Annotated in this window: 15 protein-coding genes and 2 tRNA genes; 7 read left to right on the top strand and 10 right to left on the bottom strand. The window is 69.0% G+C overall.

Annotated features, from left to right (window positions below):
* Nucleotides 1–252: 252 nt before the first annotated feature.
* Nucleotides 253–453, top strand: coding sequence for a DUF6274 family protein (locus ACFVXA_RS16740; RefSeq protein WP_362029777.1), 201 nt, complete (start codon nt 253–255; stop codon nt 451–453).
* Between the two features lie 478 nt (nt 454–931).
* Here ACFVXA_RS16740 and bldC read toward each other — a convergent pair whose 3' ends face one another.
* Nucleotides 932–1,138: a developmental transcriptional regulator BldC gene (bldC, locus tag ACFVXA_RS16735; RefSeq protein ID WP_003949541.1), complete on the bottom strand. Its 207-nt coding sequence runs from the start codon at nt 1,136–1,138 to the stop codon at nt 932–934.
* 597 nt (nt 1,139–1,735) lie between these two features.
* On the bottom strand, nt 1,736–2,584 hold the full coding sequence (locus ACFVXA_RS16730) for a hypothetical protein (RefSeq protein WP_383902742.1): 849 nt from the start codon (nt 2,582–2,584) through the stop codon (nt 1,736–1,738).
* Between the two features lie 222 nt (nt 2,585–2,806).
* Between ACFVXA_RS16730 and ACFVXA_RS16725 the strand changes: the two genes are divergently transcribed.
* Together ACFVXA_RS16725 and ACFVXA_RS16720 are read left to right on the top strand one after the other, a co-directional pair.
* Nucleotides 2,807–3,901: a Glu/Leu/Phe/Val dehydrogenase dimerization domain-containing protein gene (locus tag ACFVXA_RS16725; protein WP_362029771.1), complete on the top strand. Its 1,095-nt coding sequence runs from the start codon at nt 2,807–2,809 to the stop codon at nt 3,899–3,901.
* A 279-nt stretch (nt 3,902–4,180) separates the two neighbouring features.
* Nucleotides 4,181–4,435 (top strand): DUF3073 domain-containing protein, encoded by a 255-nt coding sequence (locus ACFVXA_RS16720; RefSeq protein WP_005315345.1) that lies wholly within the window; start codon nt 4,181–4,183, stop codon nt 4,433–4,435.
* Nucleotides 4,436–4,560: 125 nt separating this feature from the next.
* On the opposite strand, the gene purM is transcribed toward ACFVXA_RS16720, so the two are convergent.
* The 5 genes from purM to ACFVXA_RS16695 all read right to left on the bottom strand — a co-directional run bounded on the left by purM (nt 4,561) and on the right by ACFVXA_RS16695 (nt 9,796).
* Nucleotides 4,561–5,658 carry a phosphoribosylformylglycinamidine cyclo-ligase gene (gene purM, locus ACFVXA_RS16715; protein WP_362029767.1) on the bottom strand — a complete coding sequence of 366 codons (1,098 nt, stop codon included), beginning with the start codon at nt 5,656–5,658 and terminating at the stop codon, nt 4,561–4,563.
* Between the two features lie 43 nt (nt 5,659–5,701).
* Complete coding sequence (gene purF, locus ACFVXA_RS16710) at nt 5,702–7,228, bottom strand: amidophosphoribosyltransferase (RefSeq protein WP_362029765.1); 1,527 nt, start codon at nt 7,226–7,228, stop codon at nt 5,702–5,704.
* Between the two features lie 61 nt (nt 7,229–7,289).
* Nucleotides 7,290–8,114, bottom strand: a complete 825-nt coding sequence (locus ACFVXA_RS16705; RefSeq protein WP_362029762.1) for an META domain-containing protein — start codon at nt 8,112–8,114, stop codon at nt 7,290–7,292.
* Between the two features lie 238 nt (nt 8,115–8,352).
* Nucleotides 8,353–9,147, bottom strand: a complete 795-nt coding sequence (locus ACFVXA_RS16700) for a sterol carrier family protein (RefSeq protein WP_390025371.1) — start codon at nt 9,145–9,147, stop codon at nt 8,353–8,355.
* 10 nt (nt 9,148–9,157) lie between these two features.
* The gene (locus ACFVXA_RS16695) at nt 9,158–9,796 is read right to left on the bottom strand and encodes a helix-turn-helix domain-containing protein (protein WP_362029756.1); all 639 of its coding nucleotides are present in this window, start codon (nt 9,794–9,796) and stop codon (nt 9,158–9,160) included.
* 94 nt (nt 9,797–9,890) lie between these two features.
* Between ACFVXA_RS16695 and ACFVXA_RS16690 the strand changes: the two genes are divergently transcribed.
* Nucleotides 9,891–11,381, top strand: coding sequence for an MFS transporter (locus tag ACFVXA_RS16690; protein ID WP_389465159.1), 1,491 nt, complete (start codon nt 9,891–9,893; stop codon nt 11,379–11,381).
* A gap of 100 nt (nt 11,382–11,481) precedes the next feature.
* On the opposite strand, the gene purL is transcribed toward ACFVXA_RS16690, so the two are convergent.
* The 3 genes from purL to purS are packed head-to-tail and all read right to left on the bottom strand — an operon-like array spanning nt 11,482 to nt 14,680.
* Nucleotides 11,482–13,740: a phosphoribosylformylglycinamidine synthase subunit PurL gene (gene purL / locus ACFVXA_RS16685; RefSeq protein WP_362029753.1), complete on the bottom strand. Its 2,259-nt coding sequence runs from the start codon at nt 13,738–13,740 to the stop codon at nt 11,482–11,484.
* A complete protein-coding gene (gene purQ / locus ACFVXA_RS16680; RefSeq protein ID WP_362029750.1) occupies nt 13,737–14,417 on the bottom strand; it encodes a phosphoribosylformylglycinamidine synthase subunit PurQ in 681 nt (226 codons plus the stop codon). Before purQ ends, purL begins: the two co-directional genes overlap by 4 nt.
* Nucleotides 14,414–14,680: a phosphoribosylformylglycinamidine synthase subunit PurS gene (gene purS / locus ACFVXA_RS16675; protein WP_153289764.1), complete on the bottom strand. Its 267-nt coding sequence runs from the start codon at nt 14,678–14,680 to the stop codon at nt 14,414–14,416. Before purS ends, purQ begins: the two co-directional genes overlap by 4 nt.
* A 359-nt stretch (nt 14,681–15,039) precedes the next feature.
* Here purS and ACFVXA_RS16670 point away from each other — a divergent pair, with 359 nt between their 5' ends.
* From ACFVXA_RS16670 to ACFVXA_RS16660, 3 genes are all read left to right on the top strand, one after another.
* The gene (locus ACFVXA_RS16670) at nt 15,040–15,357 is read left to right on the top strand and encodes an Lsr2 family protein (RefSeq protein ID WP_362029746.1); all 318 of its coding nucleotides are present in this window, start codon (nt 15,040–15,042) and stop codon (nt 15,355–15,357) included.
* Nucleotides 15,358–15,523: 166 nt separating this feature from the next.
* Nucleotides 15,524–15,595 (top strand) — tRNA-Gly (locus ACFVXA_RS16665).
* 79 nt (nt 15,596–15,674) lie between these two features.
* Nucleotides 15,675–15,750, top strand: a tRNA-Gly gene (locus ACFVXA_RS16660).
* The last annotated feature ends 73 nt before the right edge of the window (nt 15,751–15,823 follow it).

Genomic DNA, 15,823 nt, shown 5'->3' with positions numbered 1-15,823 from the left:
CCGCATCCTTCCCGGATGCGGGGCCTTTTGTCGTGCTCGGATCCGGGGCCCTTGTCGTCCTCGGATCCGGCGCTCGTGCCGTGCTCGGATGCGGGGCCTGGTCCTCTCCGGCTGCGGGGCCTTCTCGTGCGCGCCGACACCGAGGCCGGGCGGAGACGTCATTCGCCCCTCCTCAGGGGCCCCCTGCACCTTGACGGCGTCACATTCCGCCGGTACCCAGAAACCAGGGCCCTCGACTCCCCGGAGGTGCGTATGGCGGCGACCGCGCGGCACGAGACGCGAGCCCTGCTCCGCGCCCATCTGTCTGCCGCCTCCGGCTACCGCCATCTGACGCGGCACTGCCCGATCTGCCACCAGCTGCTGCGACTGGCCATGGAGCCCGCCCCATGGGGCGAGGACGCCCCCGAGAGGGCCGAGAGCGCCACAGAGGACGAAAGCCCCTCCAAGGCATGACCAAAGCCCAGACGCGCGCCCACCGCCGAGTGCGAGCCTGGGCGCGAGGCTGCCCGCGCACGGCGCCGAATCGCCCCAACTCCCTTAGCGCACAAGCACCATAGGCAACAAGGACCGTGGCATGTGACGGGTGTCACCGCATAAGTTTTCAGAAGTGCGGAACTTACACCCCGCCTACAACAAGTCAATTTAATATGTGCAATTGCACCGCCCACCGAGGGAGTCCACAGGAGATCCGACACCCCTCCCCAGACTCCGACAAGGCCGCTCACAGGACGGCCGTCCGGGCACGGTCAGGGCACAAAAAAGATCGCGCTGGACCCGGCGGAGTCCAGCGCGATCGACGACGCACCCTTGTCACGTGTGAAAAAAGCTTGGGCGTGGGTCCTGTTGGGGCAGCACCCGCGTCGCTTGGAGCTGTGGTTCGGACGCCTCGACGGGTTGGGGGACCTGGCGAATTGTCCGGTTATGCGGTTATTCAGGCCTCGCTGCGCTGCTGCGGGATACCCGCGAGCAGTGCGCGGACCTCAGCCTCGCGATAGCGGCGATGCCCGCCGAGCGTGCGGATGGACGTAAGCTTGCCGGCCTTCGCCCACCGCGTGACCGTCTTGGGGTCGACGCGGAACATCGTGGCGACCTCAGCGGGGGTCAGCAGCGGCTCGGCATCAGGGGTGCGAGCGGTCATGAGCGGCCTCCTCGGGAGAACCGAACCTTCTCGGTTCTTTCCTCTAAATTCTGCACCTTGACCCGCGTTGCCCGAAATGGCGGACGCGAGTCGAGTCGGTTATAGGACGAACGGCTTGTCCTCGGCACTACAACTACACCATCCGTCCAGCCGCGTCGGCCAAACCGATGGAATTGCCCTCCCAGGTGTTCATCAGCGACGGAAGCCGATGGACCATGCCATAGCGGACAGTCACGCCGCTGTGACGATCAGTCACAGGGCGATCAGGAGTCATCAGACCCCCCATAGCGTGCAATGCTGAGATTCCACCCATACGTGGATGGACGGAGCCCTCCCCCGGGCTCCTTGTCCTATTTTGGCACGGGAGGGGGTAAGCGATGCAAGAGCCAGGTAAGTGCCATCCATCACGCTTGGCACCCGCTTGACAGTGCTTGGGACTGCTTGACACAAAAGCCCGGATCAGGACCTACGTCCTGGATGAGGGTTCTTCAGTGGTGTGAGGACCATACGCGAGTTCGAGGCGAATGGGTGAGAAACAGATCACACGCCCCAGGCGACCCAGGGGCCCCACCCCAAGGGTTCATCCCAGGGCTGACCTCAGTTCGCCGAGCGCCGGTCCCTGACCGACCGCCAGCGCTCCACGAGCCGTCCGTACGCCTCGCCCGCCGCGGCACCGTCACCGGTGCGCAGCGCCTCGATGCCCTCGGCGACGTCCGCGGCCGAGTGGTCGCTCTCGAGATGCCCGGCCGGCAGGACGTGCACGAGCCCGCCGTAGTCCAGCTCGACCAGCGAGCGCGGGTGGAACTCCTCCAGCCAGCGGCCCACGTCCACCAGCCCGTCGATCAGCGGCCCCTCGTCGAGGGTGTCCTTCAGCGTCTTCAGGGCCCGCGCCGTGCGCCGCCGCGCCTGCACCATGGGTGTCCGGTAGCGGAGCACCGGTGCGGATCCGCCGGGGCCCGCCCCCTTCTCGTACGCCCGCTCCTCGTCGGAGACGAGCACGAACCAGTTCAGCGGCACCTGCCAGGTCGAGGTGCGGATCCACGGGCGGGCGTCGGGGTTGCGGGCCAGCCAGCGCTCGTAGTCCAGGGCGGCCTGGCGGCGTACCAACGGCGGCAGGACCGCGTCGAGGACCAGGGCCGGGAGTTCGTCGGGCAGCTCGCCCAGGGCCTGCCAGCCACGCAGCCGGGTGCGCCAGGGGCACACGCACAGCACCCCGTCGACCTCCAGCACGAACGCGTCACCGCTCTCGTGCACCGGCACCGGGATCGGCGGGGTGGGCAGCAAGTCGGCCAGCGAGCGGCGCAGTTCGTCCTGGTACGAGGGGCGTTCGGCGCGGCGGGCATAGCGCGCCCAGTGGCCCCGCTCCGGCTCCGGGAAGGCGGCCAGCGGTTCGTAGACGCGGAGATAGGACGCGTACGGGACGATCACCGAGGACACCTTGGGCACGCCTGCTCCCTCCCCCGTTGACCACCGGGAAAACCAGCGAAATCCGCTCACAACCTGACGAGAAATCTATGCAAATCGAACCACGGCTGTAGGCCGCCGGTGGGTGATCCTGAACACTGCGCCGATGGCGGGCGGGCGCAGGCTCTACTCTCATGCCCACGGAGCCCGCCACCCGCACGGACTCCGCCCGCAACCGCCGCTTATTACCTGGGAGTCACCACAGTGACCGACGTAACCGGCGCACCTGCTGATGTACTGCACACCCTGTTCCACTCGGACCAGGGCGGTCATGAGCAAGTCGTGCTCTGCCAGGACCGCGCCAGCGGCCTCAAGGCCGTCATCGCCATCCACTCCACCGCTCTGGGCCCGGCCCTCGGCGGTACGCGCTTCTACCCGTACGCGAGCGAGGCGGAGGCCGTCGCCGACGCCCTGAACCTCTCGCGCGGCATGTCGTACAAGAACGCCATGGCCGGTCTCGACCACGGCGGCGGCAAGGCCGTCATCATCGGTGACCCGGACCAGATCAAGTCCGAGGCGCTGCTCCTCGCGTACGGCCGCTTCGTGGCCTCGCTCGGCGGCCTTTACGTCACCGCGTGCGACGTCGGTACGTACGTCGCCGACATGGACGTGGTGGCGCGCGAGTGCCGCTGGACGACCGGGCGCTCCCCCGAGAACGGCGGCGCGGGCGACTCCTCCGTGCTGACCGCCTTCGGTGTCTTCCAGGGGATGCGGGCGAGCGCCCAGCACCTGTGGGGCGACCCGACGCTGCGCGGCCGCAGGGTCGGCGTCGCCGGCGTCGGCAAGGTGGGCCGCCACCTGGTGCAGCACCTGCTCGACGACGGCGCCGAGGTCGTGATCACGGACGTGCGGGAGGAGTCGGTGCGCCAGATCCTCGACCGTCACCCGGCCCGTGTCACGGCCGTCGCGGACACCGAGGCGCTCATCCGCGTCGAGGGGCTCGACATCTACGCCCCGTGCGCGCTCGGCGGGGCGCTGAACGACAGCTCCGTGCCGGTGCTCACGGCCAGGATCGTGTGCGGCGCGGCCAACAACCAGCTCGCGCACCCGGGGGTGGAGAAGGACCTCGCGGACCGCGGGATCCTGTACGCCCCCGACTACGTCGTGAACGCGGGCGGTGTCATCCAGGTCGCCGACGAACTGCACGGATTCGACTTCGACCGGTGCAAGGCGAAGGCCGCGAAGATCTTCGACACCACGCTGGCCATCTTCGCACGTGCGAAGGACGACGGCATTCCGCCGGCCGCCGCGGCCGACCGGATCGCCGAGCAGCGGATGGCGGAGGCCCGGCGCCGCTGACGTACGAGGGGTACCCGTCGGCGGTACGGGAGAGAACTCTCACGTCCGTCGGCGGGTCGTACGCCAAGAAGAGGTTAAAATCGCGGTTGACCAGCGAGGACGGGGCTCCTCGCGGGTTCTGTGCACACGCGCGTCCTGCGGGCGACGTACCGTATGGGCGCGGGCTCAGGTACCGTGGAAGCCCTACGGACCGGTCTCTCCACGGAGAGCCCGTTCCAGATCATGAACGCGTGTCAAGACTCTGGGGCCGTCGAGCCCCGTCACCGAGGGGGTCGAGCCATGGGGCGCGGCCGGGCCAAGGCCAAGCAGACGAAGGTCGCCCGCCAGCTGAAGTACAACAGCGGCGGGACAGACCTGTCGCGTCTGGCCAACGAGCTGGGCGCTTCGACTTCGAGCCAGCCGCCGAATGGCGAGCCGTTCGAGGACGACGACGAGGAAGACGACCCGTACGCCCAGTACGCGGATCTGTACAACGACGACGAGGACGAGGACGACGAGTCCGGTCCGTCGTCACAGCAGCGCCGCGGCGCTTGACTGTCTAGCAGCGCTTCACCCGGTCCGGAGCGGATACGCGCCGGACCGGGTTTTGTGCTGCCGTCAGACGGGGGCCGCGGGTCCTGGACTGCCGTCCGGGGCGGCGCCCCGGACGGTCCCGGGGACTACTCGGCGTAGTCGCCGATGAGCTCCGCGCCCGTGGCGTGGTCGCCCCGCTCGGTGATCTCACCGGCGATCCAGGCGTCCACACCGCGGTCCGCCAGGGTGGCGAGGGCCACGTCCGCGGACTCCTCGGGGACGATCGCGATCATGCCGACGCCCATGTTCAGCGTCTTCTCCAGCTCCAGGCGCTCGACCTGACCGGTCCTGCCGACGAGGTCGAAGACCGGTGCCGGGGTCCAGGTCTCGCGGTCCACCACGGCGTGCAGGCCGTCCGGGATGACGCGGGCCAGGTTGGCGGCGAGTCCGCCGCCGGTGATGTGGCTGAAGGCGTGCACCTCGGTGGTCCGGGTCAGCGCCAGGCAGTCCAGCGAGTAGATCTTGGTGGGTTCGAGCAGCTCCTCGCCGAGCGTGCGGCCGAACTCCTCGATGTGCTGGTCCAGGCTGAGGTGCGCCCGGTCGAAGAGGACATGCCGGACGAGCGAGTACCCGTTCGAGTGAAGACCGGAGGCCGCCATGGCGATCACCGCGTCACCCGTACGGATACGATCCGGGCCGAGCAGCTGGTCGGCCTCGACCACACCGGTGCCCGCGCCCGCGACGTCGAAGTCGTCCGGACCGAGCAGCCCCGGGTGCTCCGCCGTCTCGCCGCCCACCAGGGCGCAGCCCGCGAGCACGCATCCCTCGGCGATGCCCTTCACGATGGCCGCCACGCGCTCCGGGTGGACCTTGCCCACGCAGATGTAGTCGGTCATGAAGAGCGGCTCGGCGCCGCACACCACGATGTCGTCCATGACCATCGCGACCAGGTCGTGGCCGATGGTGTCGTACACGCCGAGCTGCCGGGCGAGGTCGACCTTCGTCCCCACGCCGTCCGTCGCGGAGGCGAGCAGCGGACGCTCGTACCGCTTGAGGGCGGAGGCGTCGAAGAGGCCGGCGAATCCGCCGAGGCCGCCGAGGACCTCGGGGCGCCGCGTCTTCTTCACCCACTCCTTCATCAGCTCTACGGCGCGGTCGCCCGCCTCGATGTCGACGCCGGCAGCCGCGTAGGAAGCACCGGATGTGCCCGTCGACGCAGCCGACTGATCAGATACAGCAGACATTGCCTGGGATCTTTCGGGTTGGTGTTACGGGGCTCTGCGGCGCTTACGGGCGACGGATGGCGTCAGCCGCGGCCGTGGCTGCGGGACCCGCGGCCAGCTCGGTCTCCAGGAGCTGCTTGCCGAGCAGCTCGGGGTCCGGAAGCTCCATCGGGTACTCGCCGTCGAAGCAGGCGCGGCACAGGTTCGGCTTGTCGATGGTCGTGGCCTCGATCATGCCGTCGATGGAGATGTACGAGAGGGAGTCGGCGCCGAGAGAGGTGCCGATCTCGTCGATGGTCATGCCGTTGGCGATCAGCTCGGCGCGGGTCGCGAAGTCGATGCCGAAGAAGCAGGGCCACTTCACGGGCGGCGAGGAGATCCGGATGTGGACCTCGGCGGCGCCCGCCTCGCGGAGCATGCGTACCAGGGCGCGCTGGGTGTTGCCGCGCACGATCGAGTCGTCGACGACGACCAGGCGCTTGCCCTTGATGACTTCCTTCAAGGGGTTGAGCTTCAGACGGATGCCGAGCTGGCGGATCGTCTGCGAGGGCTGGATGAAGGTCCGGCCGACGTACGCGTTCTTGACCAGGCCGGCGCCGAAGGGGATGCCGGAGGCCTCCGCGTAACCGATCGCGGCGGGCGTGCCGGATTCCGGGGTCGCTATGACCAGATCGGCCTCGACGGGGGCTTCCTTGGCGAGTTTGCGGCCCATCTCGACACGCGAGAGGTACACGTTCCGGCCGGCGATGTCCGTGTCGGGGCGGGCCAGATAGACGTACTCGAAGACGCAGCCCTTGGGCTTCGCTTCCGCGAATCGCGACGTACGAAGACCGTTCTCGTCGATGGCGACGAACTCGCCCGGCTCGATCTCGCGCACATAGGCGGCGCCGCAGATGTCGAGGGCGGCGGACTCGGAGGCGATGACCCAGCCGCGCTCCAGACGGCCGAGGACCAGCGGGCGGATGCCCTGCGGGTCGCGGGCCGCGTAGAGGGTGTGCTCGTCCATGAAGACGAGGGAGAAGGCACCCTTGACCTGCGGGAGGATCCTGGCGGAGGCCTCTTCTATGGTCAGCGGCTTGCCGTCGTCGTCGACCTGGGCCGCGAGGAGCGCGGTGAGCAGGTCGGTGTCGTTGGTGGCGGCCACGCGGGTGGTGCGGCCGTCCTGCTTGGGCAGGTCGGCGACCATCTCGGCGAGCTGCGCCGTGTTGACGAGGTTGCCGTTGTGGCCGAGCGCGATGGAACCGTGCGCGGTGGCGCGGAACGTCGGCTGGGCGTTCTCCCACACGGAGGCACCGGTGGTCGAGTAGCGGGCGTGACCGACCGCGATATGACCTTGGAGCGAACCGAGGGAGGTCTCGTCGAAGACCTGGGACACGAGGCCCATGTCCTTGAAGACGAGGATCTGGGAGCCGTTGCTGACCGCGATTCCCGCGGATTCCTGACCCCGATGCTGGAGGGCGTAGAGCCCGAAGTAAGTGAGCTTGGCGACCTCTTCGCCCGGAGCCCAGACACCGAAGACGCCGCAAGCGTCCTGGGGGCCTTTCTCACCGGGGAGCAGATCATGATTGAGTCGACCGTCACCACGTGGCACGGCTCCGAGTGTAGGCGAGATCGACCACTGGTCCGAATTGGGGATACGCGGCCTTAATGGATCACTCCCCCGCCACAGCACTGACGACATCGCCGTTTGCGCTGGTCAGCGTGAGGGAGCGGTGATCCAGCTCGTATACGACCGTGCCGTCGAAAAGGCCCAGCAAGGTCTTCTCGGTGTCCATGAGTGAGCCGTCGCACATCATCCGGGTGGTCTTGGCGGCGCCGAGGGTGATATGTCCATCGCGGACGGTGGCCCTGGCGGAGGCGTGGTTGCAGCCGAGGCTGCCGGAGAGGGTGCCGTGCTCCTTGTCGAACACGAAGTACGCCTTGCCCTCGACGCCCTTCGGGAGGGACCGGGACACGTTCTCGTCGCCGAGCGCCGTGACGGTCCACTTCGTGCCGTAGAGGGACGCGTCGTTCTCCTTGGTCAGGCTCACCCGATCGCCTGCGTCGGTGGTGAGCGTCAGCCCGTCGCCCTTGACCTCGGTGGTCATCGCGCCGCCGCCGAAGGTGCGGCCCAGGCTCTCCTCGAAGCTCATCGGCCCCTTCTGGCATCCCATGTCGGTCATCGCGATCTCCCCGAAGTCGACCCGGTCGCCCTTGACGGTGGCGGTCGAGCCGAATCCGTTGCAGCCGAGGTTGCCGCTGACGCGGCCGTCCTCGGTGATCCGCAGATACGCGCTGCCGGGTGCCTTCCGGGTCTTGCCGTCCACGGTGAGGCTGTCGACGGTCCAGTGGACGCCGGTGACGGGGGACGCGTGGACGCCGTTGGTGGGGGTCGAGCCCGCTCCCACGGAGCTGCTGCCGCTGCCCGGCTGTGTGCCACAGGCCACCGCGAGCGGAAGCAGGGTCAGGGCGGTGAGCGTCAGTCGCTGCTTGTCCATGCCGATGTGACGGGAGGGGTGGGGTGGTCGGTTCCCTCGTGGATTGCGCAGCTCTCCGTGCCCCTGAACAGGGGCGCGGGAACTGCGCGAACGGGGTCTGGGGCGGAGCCCCAGGTGCGATGGGGGTCCCCCCTGCTCTAGCGAAGCCGAGAGCTTGGGGGAGGGCAGGGGCGGCGGGGGCGGCGGGGGCGGCGGGGGCGAAAGAAGCCTTGCGCGGGCGGGCGGCAATGCCGGGGGCTCAGCCCATCAAGGGAAGGAGCCCCCCGAGGTCCGCGCGCTCCCCGCTCGCGCTGACGTCGGCATCCTCCAGCGCCGCCGACCAGGCCACACGCCCCGTCGCCAGCCGGATCCACGTCAGCGGATCGGTCTCGACGACATTCGGCGGTGTGCCACGGGTATGCCGCGGCCCCGCCACGCACTGCACCACGGCATACGGCGGAATCCGCACCTCCGTCGACGCCCCCGGTGCCTTCACGGCCAGCGCGTCGGCAAGCAGCCGGGTGCACGCGGCAAGGGCCTGCCGGTCGAAGGGGATCTCAGTGCCCGCGGCGCGGTTCAGGTCGTCGGTGTGCACGACGAGCTCGACGGTCCGGGTGACGAGGTAGTCGGCGAGGGTCATGGCACCGGTGCGGGCACCGAGCAGCCGGCCGTCGGGGGCATCGGCCAGGCGTTCAGTGAAGCGCCGCTCGGTGCGGGCGTAGAGCGCGTCGAGGTCGGGGTTCCGCCCGGCGAGCTCGCGGGTGCCGTCGGCGATGTCCCCGGCCCGCGCGGCGGTGGCGAACGGCCATTCCAGCAGGCCGAGCTCGGGCTTCGGCGGTTCGTCCCGGTCGAGGTTGCGGCTCACACTCTCGACGGCCGTCGTGATGTGCGCGGCCAGCTCCCGCACGCTCCAGTCCCCGAGCCGGGAAGGCCGCGCCAACTGCTCTTCGCTCAGGGTGCGCACACCGTCCCGTACATGCCCGAACTGCGTGAGCACCGCCGCGCGGATCTTGGCGGAGTCGTAGCTACGGGTGCGCTTCTTGGCGGGGGGCATGGTCGCCAGCCTAGAGCTTGACGGCGTACCCGCTGAGGCCCTTTTCGACCAGGTCGAAGGCGCGCCGGGCGCGCTCGGCGGCGCCTGCGGCCACCGCGTCCGGGCTCTCGCCCGCCTCGATACGACTGTGGTGCTCCTCTACGAGGGCATTGCGGGCGGCGCTCAGCGTGGCCGCGGCGACCGTGGCGAGCATCGTGTCGCCGGTCTCCTCGGCAAGGACGGCGGCCAGATCGCGGGTCCCCTTCTGGGAGGCGAGGAAGGCGCGCTCCATCAGGGCCGGGGTCTCCATCACGAGTCGGCGCACCGTGCGGGCGAGGGGCTCACTGTGCAGGCCGATCGAGGGGTCGCGGGCCTCGACCATGTCCAGGAACTGCCGGCGCGCGGCGTCCACCGCGGAGTCCCCCGGCTCGCGCTCGCGCACGGCGCGGGCCACGTCACCGAAGTGGTCCTCCATCGGCCGGAAGACCAAGTCCTCCTTGGTGCCGAAGTAGTTGAACACGGTCATCTTCGAGACCTCGGCCGCGTCGGCGATCTCCTGCACCGAGACGTTGCCGAAGCCCCGCTCGGTGAAGAGGGCGATCGCGGTCCGGTAGATCCGCATCGCCGTCTGGTGCTTCTTGCGCTCGCGCAGCCCCATCGCTTCAGCCATGGGACCACTGTACTCGCGCCCAATATACCTGGATGAAATTTGAGCCGAGATAAAACATTGACTGGGTACACACTTCTCGGGCAGGGTGAGGCCCATGACCGAGACCCAGCGCAAAATCGGCTTCCTCATCTGTCTCGTCACGATCGTGCTGGCCGTCCTGGACCTGCAGATCGTGTCGGCGGCGACCGTCCCGATCGTCCGGGACCTCGATCCGGTCCACGGCGTCGACAAGATCCCCTGGCTGGTCAGCGCGTTCGCACTGGCGTCGGCCGCGATGCTGCCCCTGTACGGCAAGCTCTGCGACACCCTCGGCGCCCAGCGCGTCTTCACCGGCGCGATCGCCACCTTCCTCGTCGGCTCCGCTCTCTGCGGCGCCGCCCAGTCGATGGACCAGCTCATCGCGGCCCGCGCGGTACAAGGTCTGGGCGGCGGCGGACTGATGAGCGTCACGATGGTGGTGATCGCCCACCTCAAGGGCCCGGACGAAGAGGGCACCGGCAAGGGCGGCAGCGCCGGCGGACTCGTCGCGGGCGCCGGCATGGCGATCGGCCCATGGATCGGCGGTCTGCTCGCCGATCACGCGAGCTGGCGCTGGATCTTCTACGTCAACCTGCCGGTCGGCGTCGCGGTCCTGGCCGCCTCCGCCTTCGTCCTCAAACTCCCCGACCACCCGGTGCGCCGCCCGCTCGACTATCCGGGCGCCGCGCTCGCGGCCGCGTTCTCCAGCGCCCTGCTCCTGGTCACCGACTGGGGCGGCCACCGGTACGCCTGGTCGTCCCCGGTCGTCGTCGGTCTGATCGCCACGGCCGCCGCGGCCCTCGCCCTGTTCCTGTGGCGGCAGACGCGCACGGCCGAACCGATCCTCCCGCTCTCCCTGTTCCGGGTCCGCGAACTGCGCCTCGGCTTCGCGATCCAGGCCATCCTGGGCGCAGCCATGATGTGCGCCATCTACTACGTGCTCATCTACCTGCAGATCGCCCGCGGTCTCACCAGCTCCTCCGCCGGCCTCTACCTGCTCCCGATGGCGGTCGGCATGGCGACAGCCGGCCTGCTCACCGGCAGGCTCACGGCCCGCGGCTGGTCGGCGCGGACCTTCACCCTCAGCGGCACGGCCACCACCGCGCTCGCCTTCGCCTTCCTGGCCGCCACGACCGGCCCGGCCACCTCCCTGTGGCTGGTCCGCTCCGCCCTGCTGCTGATGGGCCTCGGGCTGGGGCAACTCATGGGCCAGCTGATCCTGCTCGTGCAGTTCGCCGCCCCACGCCACCAGCTCGGCGTCGCCACCACCGGAATCCGGTTCTTCCAGACCCTCGGCGGCGCCCTCGGCGCCTCCGTGTTCGGCAGCGTCCTGGCCCGTCTCTACGCCGCCGACGGCCCCGGCGGCGACGTCGACGCGCTCGCCCGGCTGACCGGAACGGCCCACGCCGAGGGCGTGCGCGCCTTCGTCTCCGCGACGGACGTGGTGTTCTGGAGCGGCGCCGCGCTGATGACGCTGGCCGCCGTGCTGGCGCTGTGGCTGCCCAGGCCCGGGCGGCCGGAGGACACCGATCAGCCCGCGCACCGGCCCGAGCCCGTCCCGGCCTGAGGGTCGGATCCCGGTCCGGCGGTCCCCGCCTGACGGTCACACGATGATGGCCCCGCCCGTTTCCCGGGCGGGGCCATCATCGTCGTACGACTGCCGAGTGCTACGCGAGCAGCGCCGGGATCGTGCCCTCGTGGGCCGTCCGGAGCTCGTCCAGCGAGAGCGCGAACTCGCCCTGGACGTCGACCGTGTCACCGTCGACGACACCGATACGCGTGACGGGCAGGCCGCGCGCACCGCACATGTCGTTGAAACGGAGCTCCTCCGAGCGCGGGACGGCGACGACCGCGCGGCCCGCCGACTCCGAGAAGAGGAAGGTGAAGGCGTCCAGGCCGTCGGGGACGATCAGGCGCGCGCCCTTGCCGCCGAGCAGCGCCGACTCGACCACGGCCTGGACGAGACCGCCGTCGGACAGGTCGTGCGCCGCGTCGATCATGCCGTCGCGGGAGGCCGAGATGAGGATCTCGGCGAGCAGCCGCTCGCGTTCCAGGTCGACCTGCGGCGGCAGACCGCCGAGGTGGTCGTGGACGACCTGCGACCAGGCCGAACCGCCGAACTCCTCACGGGTGTCGCCGAGGAGATAGAGCAGCTGCCCCTCCTCCTGGAAGGCGACGGGCGTGCGCCGGGCGACGTCGTCGATGACGCCCAGCACGGCCACGACCGGAGTCGGGTGGATGGCGGCCTCGCCGGTCTGGTTGTAGAGCGAGACGTTGCCGCCGGTCACCGGGGTGCCCAGCTGCTGGCAGGCGTCGGCGAGACCACGGATGGCCTCGGCGAACTGCCACATGACGGCCGGGTCCTCGGGCGAGCCGAAGTTCAGGCAGTCGGAGACGGCCAGCGGCTTGGCGCCGGTCGTCGCGACATTGCGGTAGGCCTCGGCGAGCGCGAGCTGCGCACCCGTGTACGGGTCGAGCTTGGCGTAGCGGCCGTTGCCGTCCGTGGCGATGGCGACGCCGAGTCCGGTCTCCTCGTCGATGCGGATCATGCCCGAGTCCTCGGGCTGCGCCAGCACCGTGTTGCCCTGCACGAAGTGGTCGTACTGGGAGGTGATCCAGGACTTGGAGGCCTGGTTGGGGGAGCTCACCAGCTTGAGGACCTGGTCCTTGAGCTCCTCGCCGGTCGCCGGCCGCGGCAGCTTGTTCGCGTCGTCCGCCTGGAGCGCGTCCTGCCATTCCGGACGGGCGTACGGGCGCTCGTAGACCGGGCCGTCGTGCGCGACCGTGCGCGGGTCGACGTCGACGATCTTGCCGCCGTGCCAGTAGATCTCCAGGCGGTCGCCGTCGGTGACCTCACCGATGACCGTGGCGATGACATCCCACTTGTCGCAGATCTCGAGGAACCGGTCGACCTTCGCCGGCTCCACGACCGCGCACATGCGCTCCTGCGACTCGCTCATGAGGATTTCCTCGGGCGAGAGGGTCGAGTCGCGCAGGGGTACGTCGTCGAGGGTGACGCGCATGCCGCCGGAGCCGTTCGAGGCGAGCTCGGACGTCGCGCACGACAGACCGGCCGCGCCCAGGTCCTGGATGCCGACGACCAGCTTCTCGGCGAACGCCTCCAGGGTGCACTCGATGAGGAGCTTCTCCTGGAAGGGGTCACCGACCTGGACCGCGGGACGCTTCGACGGCTTGGCGTCGTCGAAGGTCTCGGAGGCCAGGATGGAGGCGCCGCCGATGCCGTCGCCGCCCGTGCGGGCCCCGTACAGGATGACCTTGTTGCCCGCGCCGGACGCCTTCGCGAGGTGGATGTCCTCGTGCCGCATGACGCCGATGGCACCGGCGTTGACGAGCGGGTTGCCCTGGTAGCAGGCGTCGAAGACGACCTCGCCGCCGATGTTGGGCAGGCCCAGGCAGTTGCCGTAGCCGCCGATGCCGGCGACGACACCCGGCAGGACCCGCTTGGTGTCCGGGTGGTCGGCCGCACCGAAGCGGAGCGGGTCGACGACCGCGACCGGGCGGGCGCCCATCGCGATGATGTCGCGCACGATGCCGCCGACGCCGGTGGCCGCGCCCTGGTAGGGCTCGACGTACGACGGGTGGTTGTGCGACTCGACCTTGAAGGTGACGGCGTAGCCCTGGCCGACGTCGACGACACCGGCGTTCTCACCGATGCCGACGAGGAGCGCGTCGGACTGCGGGGCCTTCTCGCCGAACTGGCGCAGATGGACCTTCGAGGACTTGTACGAGCAGTGCTCGGACCACATGACCGAGTACATGGCGAGTTCGGCACCCGTCGGGCGGCGGCCGAGGATCTCCACGACCCGCTCGTACTCGTCCTTCTTCAGGCCCAGCTCGGCCCAGGGCAGCTCGACGTCGGGGGTCGCGGCCGCGTTCTCGACCGTGTCCAGAGGCGTGCGGCTCATGCGTTGACCAGCTTCTTGAGGATCGAGGTGAAGAAGGGGAGGCCGTCGGTGCGGCCGGAGCCGACGAGGGGCTCGACGGCGTGCTCGGGGTGCGGCATGAGACCGACCACGTTCCCGGCCTCGTTCGTGATCCCGGCGATGTCCCGAAGGCTGCCGTTGGGATTGAAGTCCACGTACCGGAAGGCGACCCGGCCCTCCGCCTCCAGCATGTCGAGGGTGTGCTCGTCGGCGACGTACCGCCCGTCCATGTTCTTCAGCGGAATGTGGATCTCCTGGCCGGACTCGTAGTCCGTCGTCCAGGAGGTCTCCGCGTTCTCCACCCGCAGCTTCTGGTCGCGGCAGATGAAGTGGAGGTGGTTGTTGCCGAGCATCGCGCCGGGGAGGAGGTGCGCCTCGGTGAGGATCTGGAAGCCGTTGCAGATACCGAGGACCGGCATTCCGGACTTCGCCTGCCCGATGACGGACTCCATCACGGGCGAGAAGCGCGAGATGGCACCGGCCCGGAGATAGTCGCCGTACGAGAAACCGCCGGGGAGCACCACGGCGTCGACCTGCTTGAGGTCCTTGTCCTTGTGCCAGAGAGCGACGGGTTCGGCGCCGGCGAGCTTGATCGCGCGCTGCGTGTCACGGTCGTCGAGGCTGCCGGGAAAGGTGACGACTCCAATACGAGCAGTCACTTTCCTGCCTCCACCTTCTCGTCCTCCACCTTCACGGTGAAGTCTTCGATCACGGTGTTGGCGAGGAAGGATTCCGCCAGTTCATGGATGCGGGCGAGCGCGGCGTCGTCCACCGGTCCGTCCACTTCCAGTTCGAATCGCTTTCCCTGACGTACGTCGGAGACGCCTTCGAAACCGAGGCGCGGCAGTGCACGCTGCACCGCCTGGCCCTGGGGGTCGAGGATCTCCGGCTTGAGCATGACGTCGACTACGACGCGTGCCACTGGCACTCCCGGTGTGTGGTGCTGAGCAGGTCCCTTCAGACTACCCGCACAAAATTTCTACTCGCGTAGATTCGTAGAATCCTACGTGAGCCCGATCACGATCCCGCATCGACGCGGGGGCCGGCACGGAAAATCCTGGGAAAAACCGCAGAAGAGCGACGGGACCCCATTGCCTCCGGACACGCGGAAGGATTTAGTCGGGCTTCACAATGCAATGCCGGGCACTGTACAAAGGAATTGGCATTAGCCGATACTTTGCCCAATAACAGCCGGACAGTCGACATCTCCCCGACAACTCCGTGACGTCCGAGCACGTCATGACGTGATCGCAGAGGTGTCGCACGAAGGGACCGATATTCGTGGCGCAGCGTGTCGTGGTCACTCTCTTTGACGACATCGACGGCTCAGAAGCGGCGGAGACGATCGCCTTCGGACTCGACGGCAAGTCGTACGAGATCGACCTCAATCCCTCCAATGCCAAGAAACTGCGTAAGGCGCTCGCTCCCTACGTAGAGGCCGGCCGCAAGCAGTCGAAGTCCGGGAAGGCGTACACCCACACCGCGCTGACCCCCGACCCGGCCGCCGTCCGCGCCTGGGCCCGCTCCAACAAGATGGACGTGCCGCCGCGCGGGCGTATCCCCAAGAAGGTCTACGAGGCGTTCGCCGAGGCGCACTGACCCCGGGCTCCGGGCCCTCCGGTCCGCCCGGGTCCCGCCGGGTCGCCCGCGAGGGCCCGTCACCGGGCCCTGGGAACAGCCGACTTGCGCTGACCCCCAGCTGATCAGCTAGAGTCTGGAGCACGCCGAGGGGCAAGGCCGAAAGGACGAACCCCCAAGGAGTCACGCGGGTGTAGTTCAGTAGCAGAACATCCCCCTTCCAGGGGGAAGGCGCAGTGTGCAATTCCTGTCACCCGCTCTGCAACCCTTACCGACCACTCTTGTGGATCAGGTAAGGTGGTGCTCGCACCGATCGGTGAAAGCCGGTCGGCGGCAATGCGGACGTAGCTCAGTTGGTAGAGCGCAACCTTGCCAAGGTTGAGGTCGCGAGTTCGAGCCTCGTCGTCCGCTCCAGCACGGAGGCCCCGGTCATCGACCGGGGCTTTTTGTTGTTCCCCTCCCCTCCCCTCCGTACGGCTACCGCCCT

Origin of the sequence: Streptomyces sp. NPDC058246 (assembly GCF_042881985.1) — a bacterium.
Lineage (GTDB): Bacteria > Actinomycetota > Actinomycetes > Streptomycetales > Streptomycetaceae > Streptomyces.
This window is presented reverse-complemented; position numbering and strand designations above follow the sequence as displayed.